General features: G+C 62.8%; 7 protein-coding genes. All 7 read right to left on the reverse strand.

Annotation, left to right across the window (positions count from 1 at the left end):
• Nucleotides 1–78: 78 nt before the first annotated feature.
• Nucleotides 79–2,184 (reverse strand): M13-type metalloendopeptidase, encoded by a 2,106-nt coding sequence (locus LC407_RS10710; protein WP_025876101.1) that lies wholly within the window; start codon nt 2,182–2,184, stop codon nt 79–81.
• A 189-nt stretch (nt 2,185–2,373) separates the two neighbouring features.
• Nucleotides 2,374–5,364, reverse strand: coding sequence for a TonB-dependent receptor (locus LC407_RS10715; protein ID WP_025876103.1), 2,991 nt, complete (start codon nt 5,362–5,364; stop codon nt 2,374–2,376).
• A gap of 463 nt (nt 5,365–5,827) precedes the next feature.
• Complete coding sequence (locus tag LC407_RS10720; RefSeq protein WP_025876105.1) at nt 5,828–8,713, reverse strand: TonB-dependent receptor; 2,886 nt, start codon at nt 8,711–8,713, stop codon at nt 5,828–5,830.
• 182 nt (nt 8,714–8,895) lie between these two features.
• Entirely contained in the window at nt 8,896–10,917 is a 2,022-nt protein-coding gene (locus LC407_RS10725) for a prolyl oligopeptidase family serine peptidase (protein ID WP_025876108.1), read from the reverse strand.
• Nucleotides 10,918–11,108: 191 nt separating this feature from the next.
• Nucleotides 11,109–13,913 (reverse strand): TonB-dependent receptor, encoded by a 2,805-nt coding sequence (locus LC407_RS10730; protein WP_025876109.1) that lies wholly within the window; start codon nt 13,911–13,913, stop codon nt 11,109–11,111.
• Nucleotides 13,914–14,303: 390 nt separating this feature from the next.
• The gene (locus LC407_RS10735) at nt 14,304–17,111 is read right to left on the reverse strand and encodes a TonB-dependent receptor (RefSeq protein ID WP_025876111.1); all 2,808 of its coding nucleotides are present in this window, start codon (nt 17,109–17,111) and stop codon (nt 14,304–14,306) included.
• 360 nt (nt 17,112–17,471) lie between these two features.
• Entirely contained in the window at nt 17,472–20,267 is a 2,796-nt protein-coding gene (locus tag LC407_RS10740) for a TonB-dependent receptor (RefSeq protein WP_025876113.1), read from the reverse strand.
• Between the last annotated feature and the right edge of the window lie 210 nt (nt 20,268–20,477).

The raw sequence follows: 20,477 nt of genomic DNA on the forward strand, positions 1-20,477 counted from the left end.
GCTGCGGCCACCGCGCGGAAAAACAAAGGCCCGGGAAATCCCGGGCCTCTGCAGGCAAGCCGTGGCCTCAGCCGTGGCTTACCAGATCACCACCTGCGAGTCGCCGGTGCGCGACATCGGGGTACCCGGCTTGCACTGGAAGGCCGCGGTGAAGGTCGGCAGGTTCGACGGCGCACCGACGGCGCGGAACTGCGCCGGCGCGTGCGGGTCGGTTGCCAGGCGGACCTTGGCGTTCTCCGGGGTGTACTTGGTGCGCCACACGGTGGCCCAGTTGAAGAAGAAGCGCTGATCGCGGGTGAAGCCATCGATCTTCGCGTCTTCCTTGCCGGCCGACGCCTTCTGCAATGCGTCGTAGGCGGTGGCCAGGCCACCCAGGTCGGCGATGTTCTCGCCCAGGGTCAGATGGCCGTTCACGGCCTGGCCGTCGACCTTGTACTGGTCGAACTGCTTGACCAGCTTGCCGGTCAGGCCAGCGAAATTCTTCGAATCGGCTTCAGTCCACCAGTTCTCGAAGTTGCCGGTCGGCCCGAAGCGGCTGCCCTGGTCGTCGTAACCGTGGGTCATTTCGTGGCCGATGACCGCACCGATACCGCCGTAGTTCAGCGCGTCGTCCGCCTTGGCATCGAAGAACGGCGGCTGCAGGATGGCGGCCGGGAACACGATCTCGTTCTGCAGCGGGTTGTAGTAGGCGTTGACCGTCTGCGGGGTCATGCCCCACTCGGTCTTGTCCACCGGCTTGCCGATCTTGGCCAGGTTGTACTGGTAGTTGAACGCGGTGGCCGCGCGCACGTTGCCCAGGTAGCTGTCACGGTTGGTCTGCAGGCCCGACCAGTCACGCCACTTGTCCGGGTAACCGATCTTCGGAGTGAAGGTTTCCCACTTGGCGATGGCCTTGGCCTTGGTCTCTTCGCTCATCCAGGACAGGCCTTGGATGCGTTCCTTCAGCGAAGCGGCCAGGTTCTTCACCAGCTCTTCCATCTTCGCCTTGGCTTCCGGCGAGAAGGCGACCTTCACGTACAGCTGGCCGAAGGCTTCGCCGGCATCGCTCTCGATGGTGCCCAGCACACGCTTCCAGCGCGGCTTCTGTTCCTTCTGGCCATTGAGGGTCTTGCCGTAGAACTCGTAGTTTTCCTGCACGAACGCATCGGCCAGGTACGGCGAGGCGCCGTCCACGGTGTGGAAGCGCAGGTAGGCACGCCACACCGACGGATCGGTATCGCCCAGCGCCTTGCTCACTTCCTGGTGGAAGGCCGGGATGGCCAGCGAGAACTTCTCCGGCGCGGCCACGTTCTGCGACTTGAAGAACTCGGTCCAGCTGAAGTTCGGGGTCAGCGCATCGGCCTCGGCCAGGCTGACCGGGTGGTAGTACAGCGAGACATCGCGCGACAGCTCAACGCTGGACTTGGACGCCTTGGCCAGGCGGGTCTCGAACTTGACGACTTCTTCAGCCTGCTTTGCGGCATCGGCAGCGGCCACGCCGGACAGCTCCAGCACCTTGGCCACGTGGGCCTGGTAAGCCTTCAGCTTGTCGGCCTTGGACGCATCGGTATAGAAGGTCTTGTCCGGCAGGCCCAGGCCGCCCTGGCTGGCGTAGGCCATGTTCACGGCCGAGTTCTTGAAGTCGGCTTCGGCGCCGAAGCCGAACAGCACGTTCTCGCCCTTGGCAGCGCTGGTGCGCAGGTAGTTGGCGATGGCGGCCTTGTCCTGCAGGCCGTCGATCGCGGCCAGGTCGGCCTTCAGCGGCTCGATGCCCTGGGCGTTGACCTTGGCTTCGTCCATGCCGGTGGCCCACAGGTCGCCGACGATCTTCTCGATGCCGGCCGGGTTCTTGACCTGCGCGACCTGCTCGGCCAGCTGGTGCTGCACGGCCACCGAACGCTCGTCGAGGATGGTGAAGGCGCCCCAGCTGGTGCGGTCGCCCGGAATCTCGTTGGCGGCCAGCCACTTGCCGTTGACGTAGTCGCCGAAGGCGGTGCAGGCGTCAAGGTTGCTGTCCAGATCGCTGGCCTGGAAGGCGTTGTAGGCCGGCAGCTTGCTCTCGTCGAGCTTGTAGGTGGTGGCGGCGTCGGCCGCGGCCGGCGTGGAGGCGGTGGCATCCTTTGCCGGGGTTTCGTTCTTGCCGCAGCCGACCAGCGCGGCCGAAACGGCCAGGGTCAGCAGCACGATCTTGGGAGTACGGGTCACTTGAATGGCCTCCAGGCCGAGTGAGTCAGGGAAGGGCCGGGGGAACGGCCGTGGGCCGAACGATACGCCGCCGGCCCACACTGCAAGGGTGTCGAAGGTCATGGCCAGGCGCAAGGGGGCCTTGCCGGCACCGGAAAAGACAGACCCGGCAAAAGCCGGGTCTGTCGGGGTACTGCCTGTTTTGCTGGATCAGAACTTGTAGGTAGCGCCCATATACATGTAACGGCCGATGTTGTCGTACATCGCCGAACCGACGTCGGAGCCGAAGTAGTTCACCGGCGGATCCTTGTCGAAGGCGTTGTCCACGCCCAGGTAGACGTCGATCTTGTCGCCCGGGAAGCGGTAGCCGAACTGGAAGTTGTGGTAGACGTACGAACCGTTGCGGATCGGGCTGCTCTGGCCCGGGTTGGCCTGGTAGCTCTTGGGCTGCACGCGCAGGTTGCTGCTCACGTAGTTCAGGTCCCACGACGCGCGCCACTGACCCAGCGAGTACTTGGTCTGCAGCGAACCGCGCCAGCGCGGGTCGGTCACCCAGGTGACGTTCTCGTCGTACTCGTTCGGGAAGTCCTGGAAGGCCCATTCACGCGACTGCAGCAGGCGGGTACCGACCAGGCGGATCACCGTGTCGCCCTCGGCGAGCTTGAAGCGGTAGTCCATTTCCAGATCGACGCCGACGCGACGCGAGCGCGCCAGGTTTTCGTTCAGTGCAACCCAACGGCTGATCGAGTGTTCCGGGAAGGTGCGGCCGCCCGCATCGGTCTTGCCACCGACCGGTGCGCGCTCGATGAAGCCGCAGAAGCTGTTGTTGATGCCTCCCGGAGAATCCACGCAGCGGGTGGCATTGGTCTGCGCGGTCACTGCGCCGATTGCATCCTTCAGGCTGATCCACCAGTAATCCACCGACATGCCGAAGCCCTGCAGGAAATCAGGCTGCCAGACCAGGCCATAGGTGAAGCTGCGCGCGCGCTCCGGCTTCAGGTTCGGGTTGCCGCCGCTGACACCCGGGCGGGTTGCGGTGTAGGTATCGACCCAACCCACCGGCACGCCCAGCGCCGAGCAGTTGGCCTGGCGCAGGGCCGGATCCGCTGCCGTATTGGGGCGATTGGAATTGGTGGCCAGGTAGTTGCAGGGATCGTTGACGGTGGCGAAGTTCTCGCTCTGCGGGTTGTACAGTTCGCCGATGCTCGGCGCACGCACCGCCTGCGACAGGGTGCCGCGGGCACGCAGGGACGGAATGATGGTCCAGTCCAGGCCGACCTTCCAGGTGGTGGTCTTGCCGATGCTGCTGTAGTCGGACCAGCGACCGGCAGCGTCCATGGTCAGGTTGTAGATGCCCGGGATGTCGGCCAGCAACGGCACGGTGGCTTCGACGAACGCTTCGCGCACGTCGTACTTGCCCATCCGGTTGGGGATCGCGTTGAGGAAGGTCAGGCCCTGCGCTGCCAGCGGATCAGTGATTTCGCGGCTCTTCTCGCGGCGGTATTCCACGCCACCGGCCACGCCGACGTCACCTGCCGGCAGGCTGAACAGCGAGGCGTTGGCCAGCGAGGCGCTGAACACCGACTGCTGCAGGCGCGAATAGTTGAACGAATCGACGTTCATCCAGTCGCGTGCCGCCTGGGTCACCGCGCCATTGCCGAACACCGAGAACGGCACGCAGCCTTCGCGGGCGAACTGCGAGTACACGCGGTTGCCGTTGTTGGGGTTGGTGGCGTTCGGGTTCAGCGTGGTGCGGCAGACGATCTGGCCGGTGGACGGATCGACCACGGTGTCCAGGCCTGCCTGCCAACGCTCGTTGATGCGGTTGTTGAGGTTCCAGCGCTTGACTTCGCTCTGGCCCCAGTTGCCGTACACGTCGTAGGTCCAGTTCTCGGTCAGGTTGCCTTCCACGCCGAGCACGAAGCGCTGGGTGTTGCGCTCCACGTGCTCGCCGCGCTGGCCGGCATCGACGTTGAAGCGGCTCAGGGTCAACTGGCTGGCGCCGTTGGCGGCCATCAGCGCGCGCAGCTGCGGCGAAACGTAGGCATTGTCACGCTGGATGCGCAGGGTCTGGTCGAACGACGGCTGGGCCAGGAAGTCCGAGACGGTCTCGGTGTACTTGCCTTCGAAGTACAGGCGGTGGTTGTCGGTCAGGTCGAAGTTGACGACCGCATTGACGCTCTTGCGGTCGAAGCCGGGCTGCAGATCGGCGACCGAATTGAGGTCGGCGAAGTCGCAGTTGACGCAGCTGGTGGTGCTCGGCATCACCCCGTCATAGCGCTGCGGGCGGTAGGTGCCATCCGGATTGAACTGGTAGCGGTTACCCCAGGTCGCCTTGTTGGTGGGCGAGAACGCACCCAGCGTGAAGGTGCCGCCGAAGGAGATCGAGTGGTTGCCACCCGGACCGCTGAGCACGGTCTGCGGATTGCTTTCGTTGGAGGGCTTGGTCGGGTCGTAGTTGGGGTTCGGCACCGACACCAGGAATTCATTGCCGATCGCGCGGTCGCTGCGGACGAAGCGGTCCTGCTTGCTGTATTCCAGTGCGATCGCGGCGTTGCCGCGGCCGTTGGCGAAATCGGTGCCGGCCGAGGCACTGATGAAGGAGCGGTTGAAGCCGCCTTCACTGGCCATGCCGGTCTGGCCGCGCACTTCGGCGCCATCGAACGACTTCTTCATGATGAAGTTGACGACACCGGCCACGGCATCGGCACCGTACACAGCCGAGGCGCCACCGGTGATGACTTCAACGCGCTCGATCCACTCGACCGGAATCGTGTTGACGTCGACTGCCGAGGAGCCGGAGGTCGCGCCGACATGGCGGCGACCATTGACCAGCACCAGCGTACGCGAGGTGCCCATGCCGCGCAGATCCATCAGGCCCACGCCGGCGGTACCGATGAAGCGGGTGGAATTGCCCAGCGTATAGGTCGGGCTCAGCGCCGGCATGCGCGCCATCAGGTCGCCGATGTTGTTGGCGCCGGTGGCACGGATTTCTTCGGCCGTGATGGCGGTGACCGGCGAGGGGGTCACGAAGCCGGTACGCGCGATGCGCGAGCCGGTCACGCTGACGCGGTCCAGGTCGATCGGGTTGTTGCCGGAGCTGGCTTCCTGGGCCAGGGCCGGGGCTGCGGCAGCCATCATCAGGCCGGCGAGCAGGGCGTTGGTCAGCGGGTGGCGACCAGGCGTGCGGTGGTGCGTCATGTGGTGAATCCCCCTAGTGGATGAAGATCGTCCGCATCCCTGCGGTTGTTACGGTCATGTTCATGGTTTGTCCTGACCTTGATCGAACCTAACACGCACTTAACGGGAAATGCATGGTTTCGTCACACTTTGTCACTCGGAATGTCAACGGCGTACATGAAATTGCAACAAATACAGATGCTTAGTCTCATTTGTGATGTGCCGAATCTGGCGGCACGGGCAATATATGAATGGCCTGTTAAGTCGTACTTTGCGCAAAAAGGTGTCTCGCCAGGACATCGCTTGCCTCCTGCGTGGCGACGGGGGAGTGGTGGGCGGTGAGCGCATTCAGGAGCCATTTGTGTGCCGCGGGGCGTGGTGTCAGCGCTGGCGGTGATCGGCGGTCACGGTGCGCCGCCCGCTTGCCGCAGGCAAAAGAAAAGGGCGGCCGGAGCCGCCCTTTTCATGTGCTGCAATGCTGCGATCAGAACTTGTAGGACACGCGCGCGAAGAACGTGCGGCCGTACCAGTCGTACTGGGATGCGTACAACGGCGTGTTGCCATAACGGGTGCCGGCGGTGTTGGAGATCAGGTCCGGCTCCTTGTCGAACAGGTTGCGCACGCCGACCATGATGTTCCAGTCATCCATGTCGTAGCCGACAGAGACACTGTGGCGGAACTGCCAGCCGGCCTTGATGTCGCGGGTCGCGTTCTGGTAGCCGGAATAGGTGAAGTTCCGGTCCAGGTCCTTGTTCTGGGTGCTGCTGACGTACGTGCCCTGCCAGTTGAACGTCCAGTCACCCCGTTCCAGGCTGACGCTGGCCAGGCCGACGGTCTTCGGCCGGCCGATGTAGCCGACCTGGTCGGAGGTGGTGATACCACTGTCAGAAGCCGAGTCGAACAGCTGGTACGTATCTTCGATGGTGTAGGTGACCTGCGCTTCAGCGGAAATCTTGCCGAAGGAGAAGTCGTTGTCGTAGTTGACCTGGAGGTCGTAGCCGCGGGTGCGCTCGCGGTTGATATTCACGTATTTGTTGTAGATCGTGGTGATGTTGTTCGGCGCCGACGCGTTGGTTGGGCTGTTGCGCACAATCTGGTCACAGAATGCGTTGGGGAACACCGCCGAGCCGTAGCAGCCGAACACGATGTCGTACTCGTCGAGCTGAGTGATTTCACCGCGCACGTCATAGTCGAAGTAATCCAGCGCCACGTTGAGGTTGGCGAAGGTCGGGCTCCAGACCAGGCCGAGGGTCTTGGCCTTGGACGTTTCCGGCTGCAGGTTGTTCTTGCCGCCGCCACCGGAATAAATGGTGGCGCTACTGCCGCCGCCGCCGGTATAGGTGTCCGGAATGCCGGCCGCTCCGCAGTTGGCACGGATGAAGGTGTTGTTGCTGTCGCCCCACTGGATGCAGGGGTCGATCTGGGTCTGCGGCAGGAAGCCAGTCTGATCGCCCAGGTACAGCTCGTACAGGCCCGGCGCACGGAACGAGGTACCCATGGTGCCGCGCACGCGCAGTGACGGGATGATCTGCCAGTTCACGCCGGTCTTCCAGACGTGATCCGAGCCCGGCACCGAGTCGTATTCGAACACGCGGCCGGACAGGTTGACCGACAACGATTCAATGCCCGGGATGCCCTTCAGCAGCGGTACGTCGACTTCGGCGAACGCTTCCTTGACCTTGTCGGTGCCACGGGTCGGGCCGGCAGAGGTGGAATTCCAGGAGCGGTCCGCGAGTGCGAAATCCGACGGCGTGTCATCGATCTTGTACCTGCGGAACTCGACACCGAATGCCGAGGCGACATCGCCGGCGGGCAGGGTGAACAGGTTGCCGCTGAAGATCGCGTTGGCACTGGTCTGATCGTAAGTGGTCTTGCCGGTGTGGTACTGGCCCACGGCGGCAATCAGCTCATTCATGCGGGTGCCGTTGAGGAAGCCCGGATCGAAGTAGTTCACCGGCATGTCGTCGTCGGTATAGACGAGGTCGCCGGCGCGGTCGACATCGATCGACAGCGCGCCGTACTTGCCGGTGGAGCGGCTGAAGCCAGCGTTGACTTCCCAGGTCCAGCTGTCGGTCGACTTGAACTGGCCATCGAACTTGGTGGTGCCGTAGAAGTAGTCGACCGTGATCTTCTGGTCACTCGGGAACGGCATGATGACCTGGAAGTAGTCATCGGCCGCCTCGCTGTAGACCGTTGGGTAGAACTGGCGCCAACTGTGCGCCTTGGTCTCACGGCGGTTGTACAGGAACTGCGTCTTCCAGTTGAAACTGTCGAAGCTGAAGTCAGTGGCGGCGTACAACGAGGCACGCTCACGCTGATTGATCACTTCCTGGTCGTGGTAGAACGGGAAGTTCAGGACATCCTGGTAGTACGCGGTGCCGCCGTTGGCGTAGGTCGGAGTCGGGCGCGGGCGCGGACGATAGCCCGGGAACGGGCCCACCGTGCTGCCATCGGGCGAGGGCACGTAGCGGATTGCCGGGTTGTTGTAGTTGATGATGGTATTGGCGTACAGGTTGCCGGTGCTGCAGCCTGCCAGGTTGCTGCCGGCCAGGATCGAGCGATCCTCACGGTCGATCCGCTTGCCGTCAGTGCCCCAGACCATGTCTTCGGCGCAGCGGAAGTAATCGCGATCACCCACGGTCAGTGCGTTCAGACGGTCCCACTGCGCGGCCGCCACGACACTGCCCTTATCGAAGTTCCAGCCGTTGGCGATCGAGGCAGAGAACTGCTCGCCGCCACCATGCTGCGGCACGCTCATGGAGTAGGTCATCTCCGGACGGTCGATGCTCTTCTTGGTGATCAGGTTGACCACGCCGGCAAGCGCATCGGAGCCGTAGATGGAGGAGGAGCCGTCCTTGACGATTTCCAGCCGCTGCAGGATGGCCTGCGGAATGACGTTCAGATCGAACGCGGCGACCTGGCCACGGGTACCGGCCGGGCCGGGACGCTGGCCGTCGAGCAGGATCAGCGTGCGGTTCGCGCCCAGACCACGCAGCGAGACCGTCTGCACACCGGTGCCGCCTTCGACGACGAAGCCGCCGAACTGGTTGTTCATCTGCGTGGAGCCTGCAGCGATCGAAGACGTCTGCAGGAAGTCGGCGGTATCGAACTGACCGGCAGAGATCGCCTTGTCGATCGAGATGACCTGCACCGGCGACGTGGTCTCGTACTCCGGACGCTTGATCAGCGAACCGGTGACGACGACGGTGTCAAGTTCGGTGGCGCGCTTGGATGCGGGGGTGGTACTTGACGAAGCAGCTTCCTGCTGTGGTGTTTCCTGGGCAAAGGCAGGAGCGACATGTAGACAGGCCAGAACCGCCAAGGTCAGCGGGACGCGGCTCGGCTTGGAGAGGCGAATGACGTTGCGCATTTCGGTAATTTCCCTATTTGTTACGCTTCGGTTAACGGAGTGTATGTTTGCCGTAAAGTAAATGCAAGATGAACGAAGCGTGCCTGTAATGCTTTGATGTTTAAGGGAAATTCATCGTGTGGATGCGAAACGCCCCCGCTGGCGGATGCCAGGCGGGGGCGCTCAGCGACACGATCTAGGGGTCAGAGGCCGCCCGGGCCGCAATCCTTCTTCAGGAAGCCTTCGATGAGGCCCAGCGTTTCCCGCTGCTGGCGTGGGTACCACGGCATGCTGTGCTGCTGGTCGGCAATCAGGTGGTACTGCGCAGGCACCTTGTCCTTCACCGCTTCGTAGAAGCCCTGGGCGTGGAAGGAGGGTGTACGCACATCGCGGTCACCCACGAACAGCATCACCGGAATGTTGGCGCTGGCGGTGTTGCGCATCGGATCCATGCCCTTGACCGTCTGCCCTTGCAGGATGCGCTGCAGGCGGTTGTCGCTCCAGCTGGTGCCCAAGCGTGCGAGATCGGTGACCGGAGCGCCGGCAATCGCGCACTGATACGGGCTGCCTGGGCGAACGGTGGCTGCGGCAGCAGCGAAGCCGCCGTAGGAGTAGCCGAAGATCGCGATGCGGTCCTTCGCAGCGAAACCCTGCGACACCAGCCACGCCGCACCGTCATCATTGTCGTCGGACATCTTCTGGCCCCATTCGCGGTCGCCGGCAATCCACAGGTCCCGGCCCAGGCCAGAGGAGCCACGGTACTGCGGGCGAAGCACGGCATATCCGCGAGACGTCAGCAGCGCGACCCAGCCGGAGGCATCCCATTGCACGTAGTCACGCGCCCAGGGGCCGCCGTGTGGATGGACAATGGCCGGCGCTGCGGCATCGCCTTCCTTCCAGCCCGCAGGGAGATCCAGGATGGCAGGAATGACCCGTCCGTCGCGTGCCTTGTAGTTCACCCAGCGTTGTTCGCCCACCGTGCCCTTGCTGATCCACGGACGCTCGCTGCCCAGGCTCACCACCTTTTTCCGATCCAGCAGCAGGAAATGGGAGGGCGGTGCATCCGGACCGGTAGCGCGGAACAGGATCCTCGAGAAATCATCGTTGTAGCGGCTGATCTCGATCTGCCTTCCCGGCGCAGCTTGCTTCAGCGTGTCCTGGATCGATTTCAGCGTCGGGTCGACGTAGACCGTCTGTTGCGAAGGGCCATCGATGGTGAATCCGACCACTTGATTGAAGGTGCTCGGCTGGGTGCTGAAGACAAGGCTTGCGATGGAGAAGTTCGGATTGGCCAGCACCGGTTCGGGATCGAACTTCTGCGCCTTGGCGTCGTACAGATGTGCCTGCACCTTGTCCGAGAAGAGGTCGGTCAGGACGTAGTACTTGCCGGTGGCATCGTCCACACCAGCCAACTCGACCGTATGCCGGTTGGACAGGCGTGTCAGCAGCGGCTTCTGCAGTACGAACTGCCCGGAGCTCGGATCAAGGATCTGAATCTGCTGGTCGTAATCGCCGCTGACCGGTTCGATCTGGCTCTTGGCGAGCACCTTGCCGCTGCGCGGGTCGAACAATGCAGGCTGGGCGCGGGTGCCGCCGCGGAACAGCAGTTCGGTTTCCTTGGTCTTGAGGTTGTACAGGTAGTAATTGGCGGTCAGCGTTATCTCGCTGAGCTGGCGGATGATGACCCGGTCCGGATCCAGCGGCAGCATGTTGACCAGCGATGCGCTGCCACCCAGTTCCAGGCAGCGCTGGGTCTGTTCGCTCACGCCCAGCTTGCGCGTGTTGTCGGCGAATGCTTCGTTGAAGGTCTTCTGGCTCTGGTCGGTCAGGTAGGTCTTGACCACGAATGTCTTGGTCGCACCCGATACGCTGCCCTCGCCACACCCCCCAAGCTGCCCGGTCCACTCCTGGCGGCCGACCGCCAGGATCTGGTCGGACTTGAGAGCGCCCACGGCAATGAACTTCATCCGGTCGCCCGAGGGCGTAACCACCTTCGGGGCGCCTCCCATTGCGTCGGTATCCCAGCTGGCCAGCGCAGTTTCTTCCGGGTTGCCCGGAGAGGGGATCAACGCGACCAGATGCTTGCCGTCCGGACTCATCGAGACCGACTGCAACGCTGGCATGCGTGCCAGGTCTTCGATCGGGATGGGAGCGGCGTGTGCCGTGGCGCCGGCCAGGGCCATGGAGAGGGCACCGCACAGGGTGCGAGCGGAAATCACGTGCATGTCTTGTCCTTTTGCTGCGCGTTGATCGGCTGAAGCTGACTGGATTGTGAACAAGGTCGAAAGGTAGCAGATCGATGACCTTCCTTGGCAGTGCCACCGCCGCTCCCCCCTCCCTTACCGCACCGGTGCCACCCAAAGCAGAAGACCCCGCCGGAGCGGGGTCTTTTGCTGCAGGAAACGACGTCGACGGATCAGTTGTTGCCGAACTCGTACTTGGCCTGCACGTAGATGGCACGGCCATAAGCGTTGTACAGGTAGTTGTTGTACGGCTGGCCGCTGGTGCCGGCGAAGCTGTACCGCTGGTTGTCAGGCATCTTGTTGAACACGTTGTTGACCATCAGCGACAGGGTCAGGTTGTCCATCGCCCGATAGTTCACGCTCAGGTTGTAGGTGGTGTACGAACCCCACTTGCCGGCCTTGTAGCCGGAGCTGTGGACGTAGTCGTAGCCATTGCCCAGGTAGGCCATGTAGTTCGGCGTCTTGCCGATGTAGTTGGCATACAGGGTGGTGGTCCACTTGTCCTTGGCCCAGCCGATCGAACCGTCGGCGCGCACCTTGGCGTACGAGTCGTACACCCACATCGCATACGGGTCGCGCAGCAGGTCCAGGTACTCATCGCCCGGCTGCGGTTGCAGTTCGCGCTTGAGCATGTCGGTGTAGTTGCCGGAGAACTGCAGCGAACCGAAGCGGCCGATGTCCTGTACGTACTTGAAGCTGGCCGTCAGCGCCTGCAGGTTCTGGCTGGCCACGTTCATCTTCGGCGTATAGATCTCATCGAGTACGCCGGAGGCGTCGCGGGTGATCCAGTCGCTGACGTTCTGGCAGCTGGCCGAGGTGTTGTTGGTCTGGCCGTTGCGGCAGTAATACTCGGCCAGCAGCAACTGGTCGGAACTGAGGGTGTTGACCTCGTTCTTGATCTTCCAGTTGTAGTAGTCCACCGACACCGACAGGTTGTTGATGGGCGCCCACACGATGCCGGCGTTCCAGACATCGGCGGTGATCGGCTCCAGGTCCGGGTTGCCGGATTGGGTGCCGAACACCGACACGCTGTCATACGGGCAGCCGGTGGTGTTGGCCGGGTCGTAGCCCAGCTGGCCGCAACGGTAGTAGTCGGTGGAGCCGTTGGCGTAGTAGCCGCTGACACCCTGGAAGGCATCGGACAGGGTGGGCGCGCGGAACGCGGTGCCGTACTTGCCACGGAACAGCAGGCTGTCGATCGGCCGGAATTCCAGGCCGACGCTGTAGGTCGCCTTGTCGATGGTGTTGCCACCGATCTTGAAGGCGTCGTAGCGGCCGGAGCCGGTCACCGTCAGTGATTCCAGCAACGGCATGCGCAGTTCGCTGGTCACCGCGTAGCTGCTGCGATGGCCGGCGCCGGAAACCGCAGTGGTACCCCACACGCTGCCATCCACCAGGCGGGTATCGGGCGTGTAATCCCAGCCTTCGCTGCCGCCTTCAACCACCACAGCGAAGCCGGCGTCGCCGCCGGGCAGCTTGAACAGCGAACCATTGGTGACCTGCGCACGCAGCAGGTTCTGCCAGGTGCGGCTCTGGCTGTAGGTGTAGCCGGTGAAGCTCTGGAAATCACCGCTCGGCAATGGCGAGTAGAACGCTTCCCAGTCCGGGCTGTAGATGTTGTACCCGGTGCTGGTGGTGCCCAGCACCGGCCCCAGCACGCGCTGCTCGAAGTAGTCGTTGATCGGATCGTTCCAGCGCACGAAGTTGCGCTCGGTCAACTTGTATTCGCCGCGGGTGAAGCTGGCACTGTAATCCCAGCTGCCGGCCGTGCCGCGGCCGCCGAGCGTGACCTGGTAAGCCTTGTTGCGATCGGTGTTCATGATGTCGCGATAGCCGCCGGCGCCGATGTCCTCCGGCGCGAACACGCGCTGCAGGTTCATGTACTGGCCGCTGTCCTGATCGTAGAAGCGGCCCCAGCCGGAGGAGGTGCCCCACCAGGTGTAGTTCGAGCCTGTGGCGTACTTCACTTCTTCCAGGCTGTAGAGCGCGTCGCCGAACAACTGGAAGTTGTCGTTCACATCGAAGGTCATCGAGCTGTAGATCTGCCCGCTTTCCTTGCCGTTCTTGATGGTCTTGTAGCCGGTGCCATAGACCGAACCGCAGGCCTGGCCGGTCGGCCGGGTGCCGAGCACGGTGGTGCCGTCGAACTGGCCCGCCACGTTGGCGCACAGGTTCGGGTCCATCATGGCGTAGCGGTTGCTGTTGGCCGGCAGCAGCACCAGGAAGTCGTTGGAGACGTACTGGGGGCTGTAGCCGTCGGGATTGTTGACCTTGGTCAGGTCACGCTGATAGCCCCAGATCGGGCTGGTCTTTTCGTACTGCACGTTGACCAGCGCATGGAATCGATCGTCGACACCATTGAAGCCGCGCGCCGCACTGACGCGTACGCTGTTGCCGCCGCCTTCGGAGTAGGCACCGCCACGGACGTTGAGCACACCGCCATCCATGCGCTCCTTGAGGATGATGTTGACCACGCCGGCGATCGCATCCGAACCGTACAGCGAAGACTGGCCGCCGGGCAGGATCTCGATGCGCTCGACGATGTCAATCGGAATGCCGCTGATGTTGTTGAAACTGTCGCTGCCGTTGTACAGCGCCGGATACGAGAGCATCGGGCGGCCGTTGATCAGGTACTTGGTGTAGCCGGGGCTGAGCCCGAACATGCCGGCGGCCTCGGCACCCTGGGTGAACGAAGCGGAGGTCTGCCCGCCCTGCAGGCCGCCGGTCGACAGCGAGGACTGCTGCAGGACGTCGGCGACGCTGGTGAAGCCGCGGGTCTGGATGTCCTCAGCGGTGACGGTCAGGACCGGCGTGTGGTTCTCGATCTGCGTCTGCGGGATCAGTGAGCCGGTGACGGTGACGCGGTCAAGCTGGGTCGGGCCGGTGTCCTGCGCGTGGGCTGCGCCGGAGGCGAGCAGGGTGCCGATCAGGGCAAGGGTCAGGGGGTGACGCGAAGGCGTGGAGCGATGGCGAGACATGATGGATCCCCGTAATGAGCGATGTCGTCTGGCTGATGTCCTCCCTGACATCTTCATGATGTGTTCAGTTGCAATCCATTCAGCCGGACCGTAACACGACGTTCACGTTGTCAAAACGGTCCCGTCACACGGATGTGCTGCTCATCGGAAGAAAAGTCCTTTGAAATCAGTGCGTAAACGCGATTGTCTGGGAATGTTTCAAAATGTTGCGTTGCGGGACAGAATTGATCGAAGCCGATGTTTCGTATGTAGATCAAGGGCTTGCTGCCTTCGCGGATGCTTTTCTCATTATTTAATTTATGAGACTGGTTTTGATCTTCCGTCTCAATTGACGGGCATGAAAAAGGCCCCGCCGAAGCGGGGCCTTTCCGGGCAGTGCGGGCGCGGCGCTTACTTCCCGCCGAACTCGTACTTGGCCTGCACGTACACGGCACGGCCGTAAGGGTTGTAGATGCTGCTGTTGTACGGTGCGCCGATGTTGCCGGCGTAGCTGTGGGCCTGGCCGTCAGGCATCTTGTTGAACACGTTGTTGACCATCATCGACAGCGTCAGGTTGTCCATCGCCTGGTAATTCACGCTCAGGTTGTAGGTGGTGTACGAGCCCCACTTGCCGGCCTCGTAACCAGACGGATGCACGTAGTCGTAGCCCTTGCCCAGGTACGCCATGCGGTTGGGCGTCTTGCCGATGTAGTTGAAGTATACGGTGGTGGTCCACTTGTCCTTCGCCCAGCCCACCGCACCGTCGGCACGCACCTTGGCGTACTGGTCGTAGTTCCACATCGCGTACGGGTCGCGCAGCAGGTCCAGGTACTCGTCGCCCGGCTGCGGCTGCAGTTCGCGCTTGATCATGTTGGTGTAGTTGCTGGAGAACTGCAGCGCACCGAAGCGGCCGATGTCCTGCACGTACTTGAAGCTGGCCGTGACCGCCTGCAGGTTCTGGCTGGCGATGTTCATCTTCGGCGTGTAGATCTGCTCCAGCTTGCCGGTGCCATCGCGGGTGATCCAGTCGCTCACGTTCTGGCAGCTGGCCGAGGTGTTGTTGGTCTGGCCGTTGCGGCAGTAGTACTCGGCCAGCAGCAACTGGTCGGAACTGAGGGTGTTGACCTCGTTCTTGATCTTCCAGTTGTAGTAGTCCACCGACAGCGAGAGGTTGTTGATGGGCGCCCACACGATGCCGGCGTTCCAGACGTCGGCGGTGATCGCTTCCAGCTCGGGGTTGCCGGACTGCTCACCGAACACTGATTCGTTGGCATACGGGCAGCCAACCGTGTCGCTCGGGTTGAAGCCGAGCTGGCCACAGCGGTAGTAGTCGACCGAGCCGTTGGCGTAGTACCCGCTGCGGCCCTGGAAGGCATCGGACAGGCTGGGCGCGCGGAAGGCGGTGCCGTACTTGCCGCGGAACAGCAGGCTTTCAATGGGACGGAATTCCACACCGATGCTGTAGGTCGATTTGTCGACGGTCTTGTCGGCGATCTTGAATGCGTCGTAGCGACCCGAGGCGGTCACGGTCAACGACTCCAGCAACGGCATGCGCAGTTCGCTGGTCAGCGCGTAGTTGCTGCGATGGCCGGCGCCGGCCACCGACGTGGTGCCCCAGACGCTGCCATCAAGCAGGCGCTGGTCGGGGGTATAGGACCAGCCTTCGCTGCCCGCTTCGGCCACCACTGCCAGGCCCGCATCGCCACCGGGCAGCTTGAACAGCGAACCATTGGTGATCTGCGCGCGTCCCAGGTTCTGCCAGGTGCGGCTCTTGTTGTAGGTGAAGCCGGTGAAGGTCTGGAAATCGCCGGCCGGCAGCGGCGAATAGAACGCGCCCCAGTTCGGGTTGTAGATGTTGTAGCCGTCGTCGGTGACGCCCAGCACCGGACCCAGCACGCGGTCTTCGAAGTAGCTGTCGATCTCATTGGCCCAGCGCGCGAAGCTGCGCTCGGTCAGCTTGTACTCGCCACGGCTGAAGCTGGCGCTGTAATCCCAGTTGCCGACGTTGCCGCGCCCGCCCAGAGTGATCTGGTAGGCCTTGTTGCGATCGGTGCTCATGGTGTCGCGGTAGCCGGCCGGGCTGATGTCCTCCGGCGCGAACGCGCGCTGCAGGTTCATGTATTCGCCACTGGCCTGGTCGACGAACGCACCGAAGCCGACATCGCTGCCCCAGAAGGCGTAGCCCGAACCCGAGTTGTACTGCACTTCTTCCAGGCTGTAGAGCGCGTCTGCGAACAGCTGGAAGTTGTCGTTGACGTCAAAGGACATCGACGAATAGATCTGGCTGCTTTCCTTGCCGTTCTTCAGCGTCTTGTAGCCGGCACTGAAGGGTGAACCGCAGGATTCGCCGGTGGCACGGGTGCCCAGCACGGTGGTGCCGCCGAACTGGCCGGCCACGTTGGCGCAGCGGCTCGGGTCCATCATCACGTAGGCGTTCTGCTGGTCCGGCAGGTAGACCAGGAAGTCGTTGGTCGGAACCTGCGGCGTATAGCCCCGGGTGTTGTTCTGCTTGGTCAGATCACGCTGGTAACCCCAGATCGGGCTGCTCTTCTCGTACTGCACGTTGACCAGTGCGTGGAAGCGGTCATCAAAGGCGTTGAAGCCATGCGCGCCGCTGACGCGGAAATCGTTGCCGCCACCCTCGGTGTAGGCGCCGCCGCGCACGTTCAGCACGCCGCCGTCCATGCGGTCCTTGAGGATGATGTTGACCACGCCGGCGATTGCATCCGAGCCGTACAGCGACGACTGGCCGCCGGGCAGGATCTCGATGCGCTCGACGATGTCGATCGGGATGCCGCTGAGGTTGTTGAAGGTATCGCTGCCGTTGTAGAGGGCAGGGTAGGACAGCATCGGCCGTCCGTTGATCAGGTACTTGGTGTAGCTCGGGCTGAGACCGAACATGCCCGAGGCTTCGGCGCCCTGGGTGAACGAAGCGGAGGTCTGGCCGCCCTGCAGGCCGCCGGTGGTCAGCGAGTTCTGCTGCAGCACCTCGGCAACGCTGGTGAAGCCACGGGTCTGGATGTCCTCAGCGGTGACGGTCAGGACCGGCGTGTGGTTCTCGATCTGCGTCTGCGGGATCAGTGAGCCGGTGACGGTCACGCGTCCAAGATCGGTGGGAGTGTTGTCCTGGGCGAGCGCGATCGCGCTGCTGCTGGCCAGGATCAGGCCGCTGAGGACGGCGCGGGTGAGCGGGTGACGCGGGAAGCCATTGCGAGACATGCGGTACTCCGTGTGGTCGTGAGAAACGCGTTTTCCCTTTCCTGGGAACTCATGGATGGTTCAGCAGCCGGTGGACGCAGAAAGGCGGCGTTTTTCGAACGTAACACACGCTTAACTTGTTTTTCGCGGGCTTGTCGCGCTCTCGCAATGGCTCGTTGGGAGTTAATAAAAATTTCTTTAAAAACAATTGATTGCAATATTGGTACGAATTTGCCGAGTTTGGCTTAATGAATATCCAGTAAATGCTCGGATATTTAACAATCGAGATGTTCCCGCGGCGATCGCCGCACATGCCTCGCCAAAAAAAAGGCCCCGCCGAAGCGGGGCCTGGTCCGGAATCAAACCCGGAAATCGACGGGATTACTTGCCGAAGTCGTACTTGGCCTGCACGTACACGGTGCGGCCGTAGACGTTGTACAGGTAGTTGTTGAACGGCGTGCCGGAGGTGCCCTGGTAGCTGTGAGCCTGCTGCTCGGGCATCTTGTTGAACACGTTGTTGACCATCAGCGACAGGGTCAGGTCATCCTGCACGCGGTAGTTCACGCTCAGGTTGTAAGTGGTGTACGAAGCCCACTTGCCTGCCTTGTAACCCGACGCACCATGGGTGTACTCGTAGCCGTTCAGGCCCGCCAGGTAGTTCGGGGTGTGGCCGATGTAGTTCGCGTACAGCGTGGTGGTCCACTTGTCCAGCGACCAGGCCACCGACGCGTCGGAACGGACCTTGGCGTAGCTGTCGTAGTTCCACATCGACTTCGGGTTGCCCAGCAGGTCCTGGAAGTCCTCGCCCGGCTGCGCCTGCACTTCACGCTTCAGCATGTTGGTGTAGTTGCCCGAGAACTGCAGCGAACCGAAGCGGCCGATGTCCTGCAGGTACTTGAAGCCGACGGTCACGGCCTGCAGGTTCTGGCGGGCCACGTTCATCTTCGGGGTGTACAGCGAGCTCAGGTTGCCGGCCGAATCGCGCACGACCCAGTCAGCCACGTTCTGGCAGGTGGCCGAGGAGCCGTTCGGCAGGCCGTTGCGGCAGTAGTACTCGGCCAGCAGCAGCTGGTCGGTGCTGGCCGTGTCGACTTCGTTCTCGATCTTCCAGTTGTAGTAGTCGGCCGAGATCGACAGGTTCGCCATCGGCGCCCAGACGATGCCCGCGTTCCAGACGTCGGCGGTGATCGGCTCCAGGTCCGGGTTGCCGGCACGCTCGGAGTAGACCGAGACGCTGTCTGCGTAGCGGCAGGCGTCGGTGTTGCCCGGCACGTAGCCCAGCTCACCGCAACGGTAGTAGTCGGTGGAGTTGGCAGCGTAATAGCCGCTGCGGCCCTGGAACGCGTCGGGCAGGGTCGGCGCGCGGAAGGCGGTGCCGTACTTGCCGCGGAACAGCAGGCTTTCGATCGGACGGAACTCGACACCCACGCTGTAGGTGGCCTTGTCGACGGTGTTGTCGGCGATCTTGAAGGCGTCATAGCGACCGGAAGCGGTCACCGTCAGCGACTCCAGCAGCGGCATGCGCAGCTCGCTGGTCACCGCGTAGTTGCTGCGATGGCCGTTGCCGGCAACAGCCGACGAGCCCCACACGTCGCCGTCCAGCAGGCGCTGGTCGGGGCTGTAGTCCCAACCTTCGCTGCCGCCTTCGACGACCACGGCCAGGCCGGCATCACCGCCCGGCAGCGAGAACAGCGAGCCGTTGGTGACCTGCGCGCGTGCCAGGTTCTGCCAGGTGCGGCTGTGGTTGGTGGTGTAACCGGTGAAGCCAGCGAAATCTTCCGGCGAGATCGGCGAGTAGAACGCGCCCCAGTTGGTGTTGTAGATGCCGAAGCCATCCTGGGTGCCCAGCTGTGGGCCCAGCACCTTGTCGGCGAAGTAGCTGTTGATGGCATTGCCGAAGCGCTGGAACTTGCTCTCATCCAGGCGGTATTCGCCACGGGTGAAGCTCAGGCTGTAGTCCCAGTTGCCGACCGCACCCTTGCCGCCCAGGGTGACCTGGTAGGCACGGCTCTTGTCGTTGTTCAGGATGCCCTTGTAGCCTTCGCCGCCGATGTCTTCCGGAGCGAACGCGCGCTGCAGGTTGACCAGCTTGCCGGAGGCCTGGTCATAGAAGCCACCCATGGTGCTCTTGGTGCCCCACCAGAGGTAGTTCGAGCCCGAGGTGTATTCGGTCTTTTCCTTGCTGTACAGCACGTCGGCGAACAGCTGGAAGTTGTCGTTCACGTCGAAGGTCATCGACGAGTAGAACTGGCCGCTGTCCTTGCCGTTCTTCAGGGTCTTGTAGCCGGCGCCGAAGACCGAGCCGCAGGACTGGCCCGTCGGGCGGTTCGCCAGCACGGTGGTGCCGTCGAACTGGCCGGCAACGTTGGCGCAGTTGCTCGGGTCCATCATGTACAGCGCATTGGTCTTGGCGTCGATGACGGCGAAGTCGTTCGACGGCAGCTGCGCGGTGTAGCCGTTCGCGTTGTTCTGCTTGGTCAGGTCACGCTGGTAGCCCCAGATCGGGTTGCTGCTTTCGATCTGTACGTTGACCAGTGCATTGAAGCGGTCGTCCAGTGCCGAGAAGCCGTGTGCACCGCTGACGCGGAAGCTGCTGCCGCCGCCTTCAGTGGAAGTGCCGCCACGCACGGACAGGCTGCCGCCTTCCATGTGGTCCTTCAGGATGATGTTGACCACGCCGGCGATCGCATCCGAACCGTACAGGGAGGACTGGCCACCCGGCAGGACTTCGATGCGCTCGACGATGTCGATCGGAATGCCGCTGATGTTGTTGAACGCGTCGCCGCCGTTGTACAGCGCCGGGTAGGACATCATCGGGCGGCCGTTGATCAGGTACTTGGTGTAACCCGGATTCAGGCCGAACATGCCAGCGGCTTCAGCGCCCTGGGTGAACGAAGCGGAGGTCTGGCCGCCCTGGATGCCGCCGGTGGTCAGCGAGGACTGCTGCAGCACCTCGGCGACGCTGTTGAAGCCGCGCGACTGGATGGCTTCAGCGCTGATGGTCATGACCGGGGTCTGGGTCTCGACCTGGGTCTGCGGGATCAGCGAGCCGGTGACGGTGATCTTGTCCAGATTGGTGGCCTTGTCCTGGGCCATTGCCGGCGAGGCGGCAACCAGGGCGGAGATCAAGGCGACAGCGAGGGTGTTGCGACGTGCAGAATTGCGAAGGTCTTTCATGTAGTTCCGTTCAGAGAGCAAATACGAGTACGGCACTGCGCATGCGCCATCGTGCGTGCCGTAGATCCAGCAACGCAGCCCAAAACCAGTGCTTAGCGAACGTAACATGAACTTAACAATCTGTGCACGAATCTGTAGCAATCCTGAATTTCAGTCAGCGTACGTCCAGCTAGTATGATGTTGGGTTCTTCTTGTCGATTCACCCGGAGC

The organism is Stenotrophomonas sp. OVS01A (assembly GCF_019969775.1).
GTDB classification, from domain to species: domain Bacteria; phylum Pseudomonadota; class Gammaproteobacteria; order Xanthomonadales; family Xanthomonadaceae; genus Stenotrophomonas; species Stenotrophomonas indicatrix.

What these genes read in the sequence shown, in the direction of transcription:
- LC407_RS10715 (WP_025876103.1), bottom strand. Translation starts at nt 5,364, where the DNA reads ATGACGCACCACCGCACGCCTGGTCGCCACCCGCTGACCAACGCCCTG.
- LC407_RS10720 (WP_025876105.1), bottom strand. Translation starts at nt 8,713, where the DNA reads ATGCGCAACGTCATTCGCCTCTCCAAGCCGAGCCGCGTCCCGCTGACC.
- LC407_RS10725 (WP_025876108.1), bottom strand. Translation starts at nt 10,917, where the DNA reads ATGCACGTGATTTCCGCTCGCACCCTGTGCGGTGCCCTCTCCATGGCC.
- LC407_RS10730 (WP_025876109.1), bottom strand. Translation starts at nt 13,913, where the DNA reads ATGTCTCGCCATCGCTCCACGCCTTCGCGTCACCCCCTGACCCTTGCC.
- LC407_RS10735 (WP_025876111.1), bottom strand. Translation starts at nt 17,111, where the DNA reads ATGTCTCGCAATGGCTTCCCGCGTCACCCGCTCACCCGCGCCGTCCTC.
- LC407_RS10740 (WP_025876113.1), bottom strand. Translation starts at nt 20,267, where the DNA reads ATGAAAGACCTTCGCAATTCTGCACGTCGCAACACCCTCGCTGTCGCC.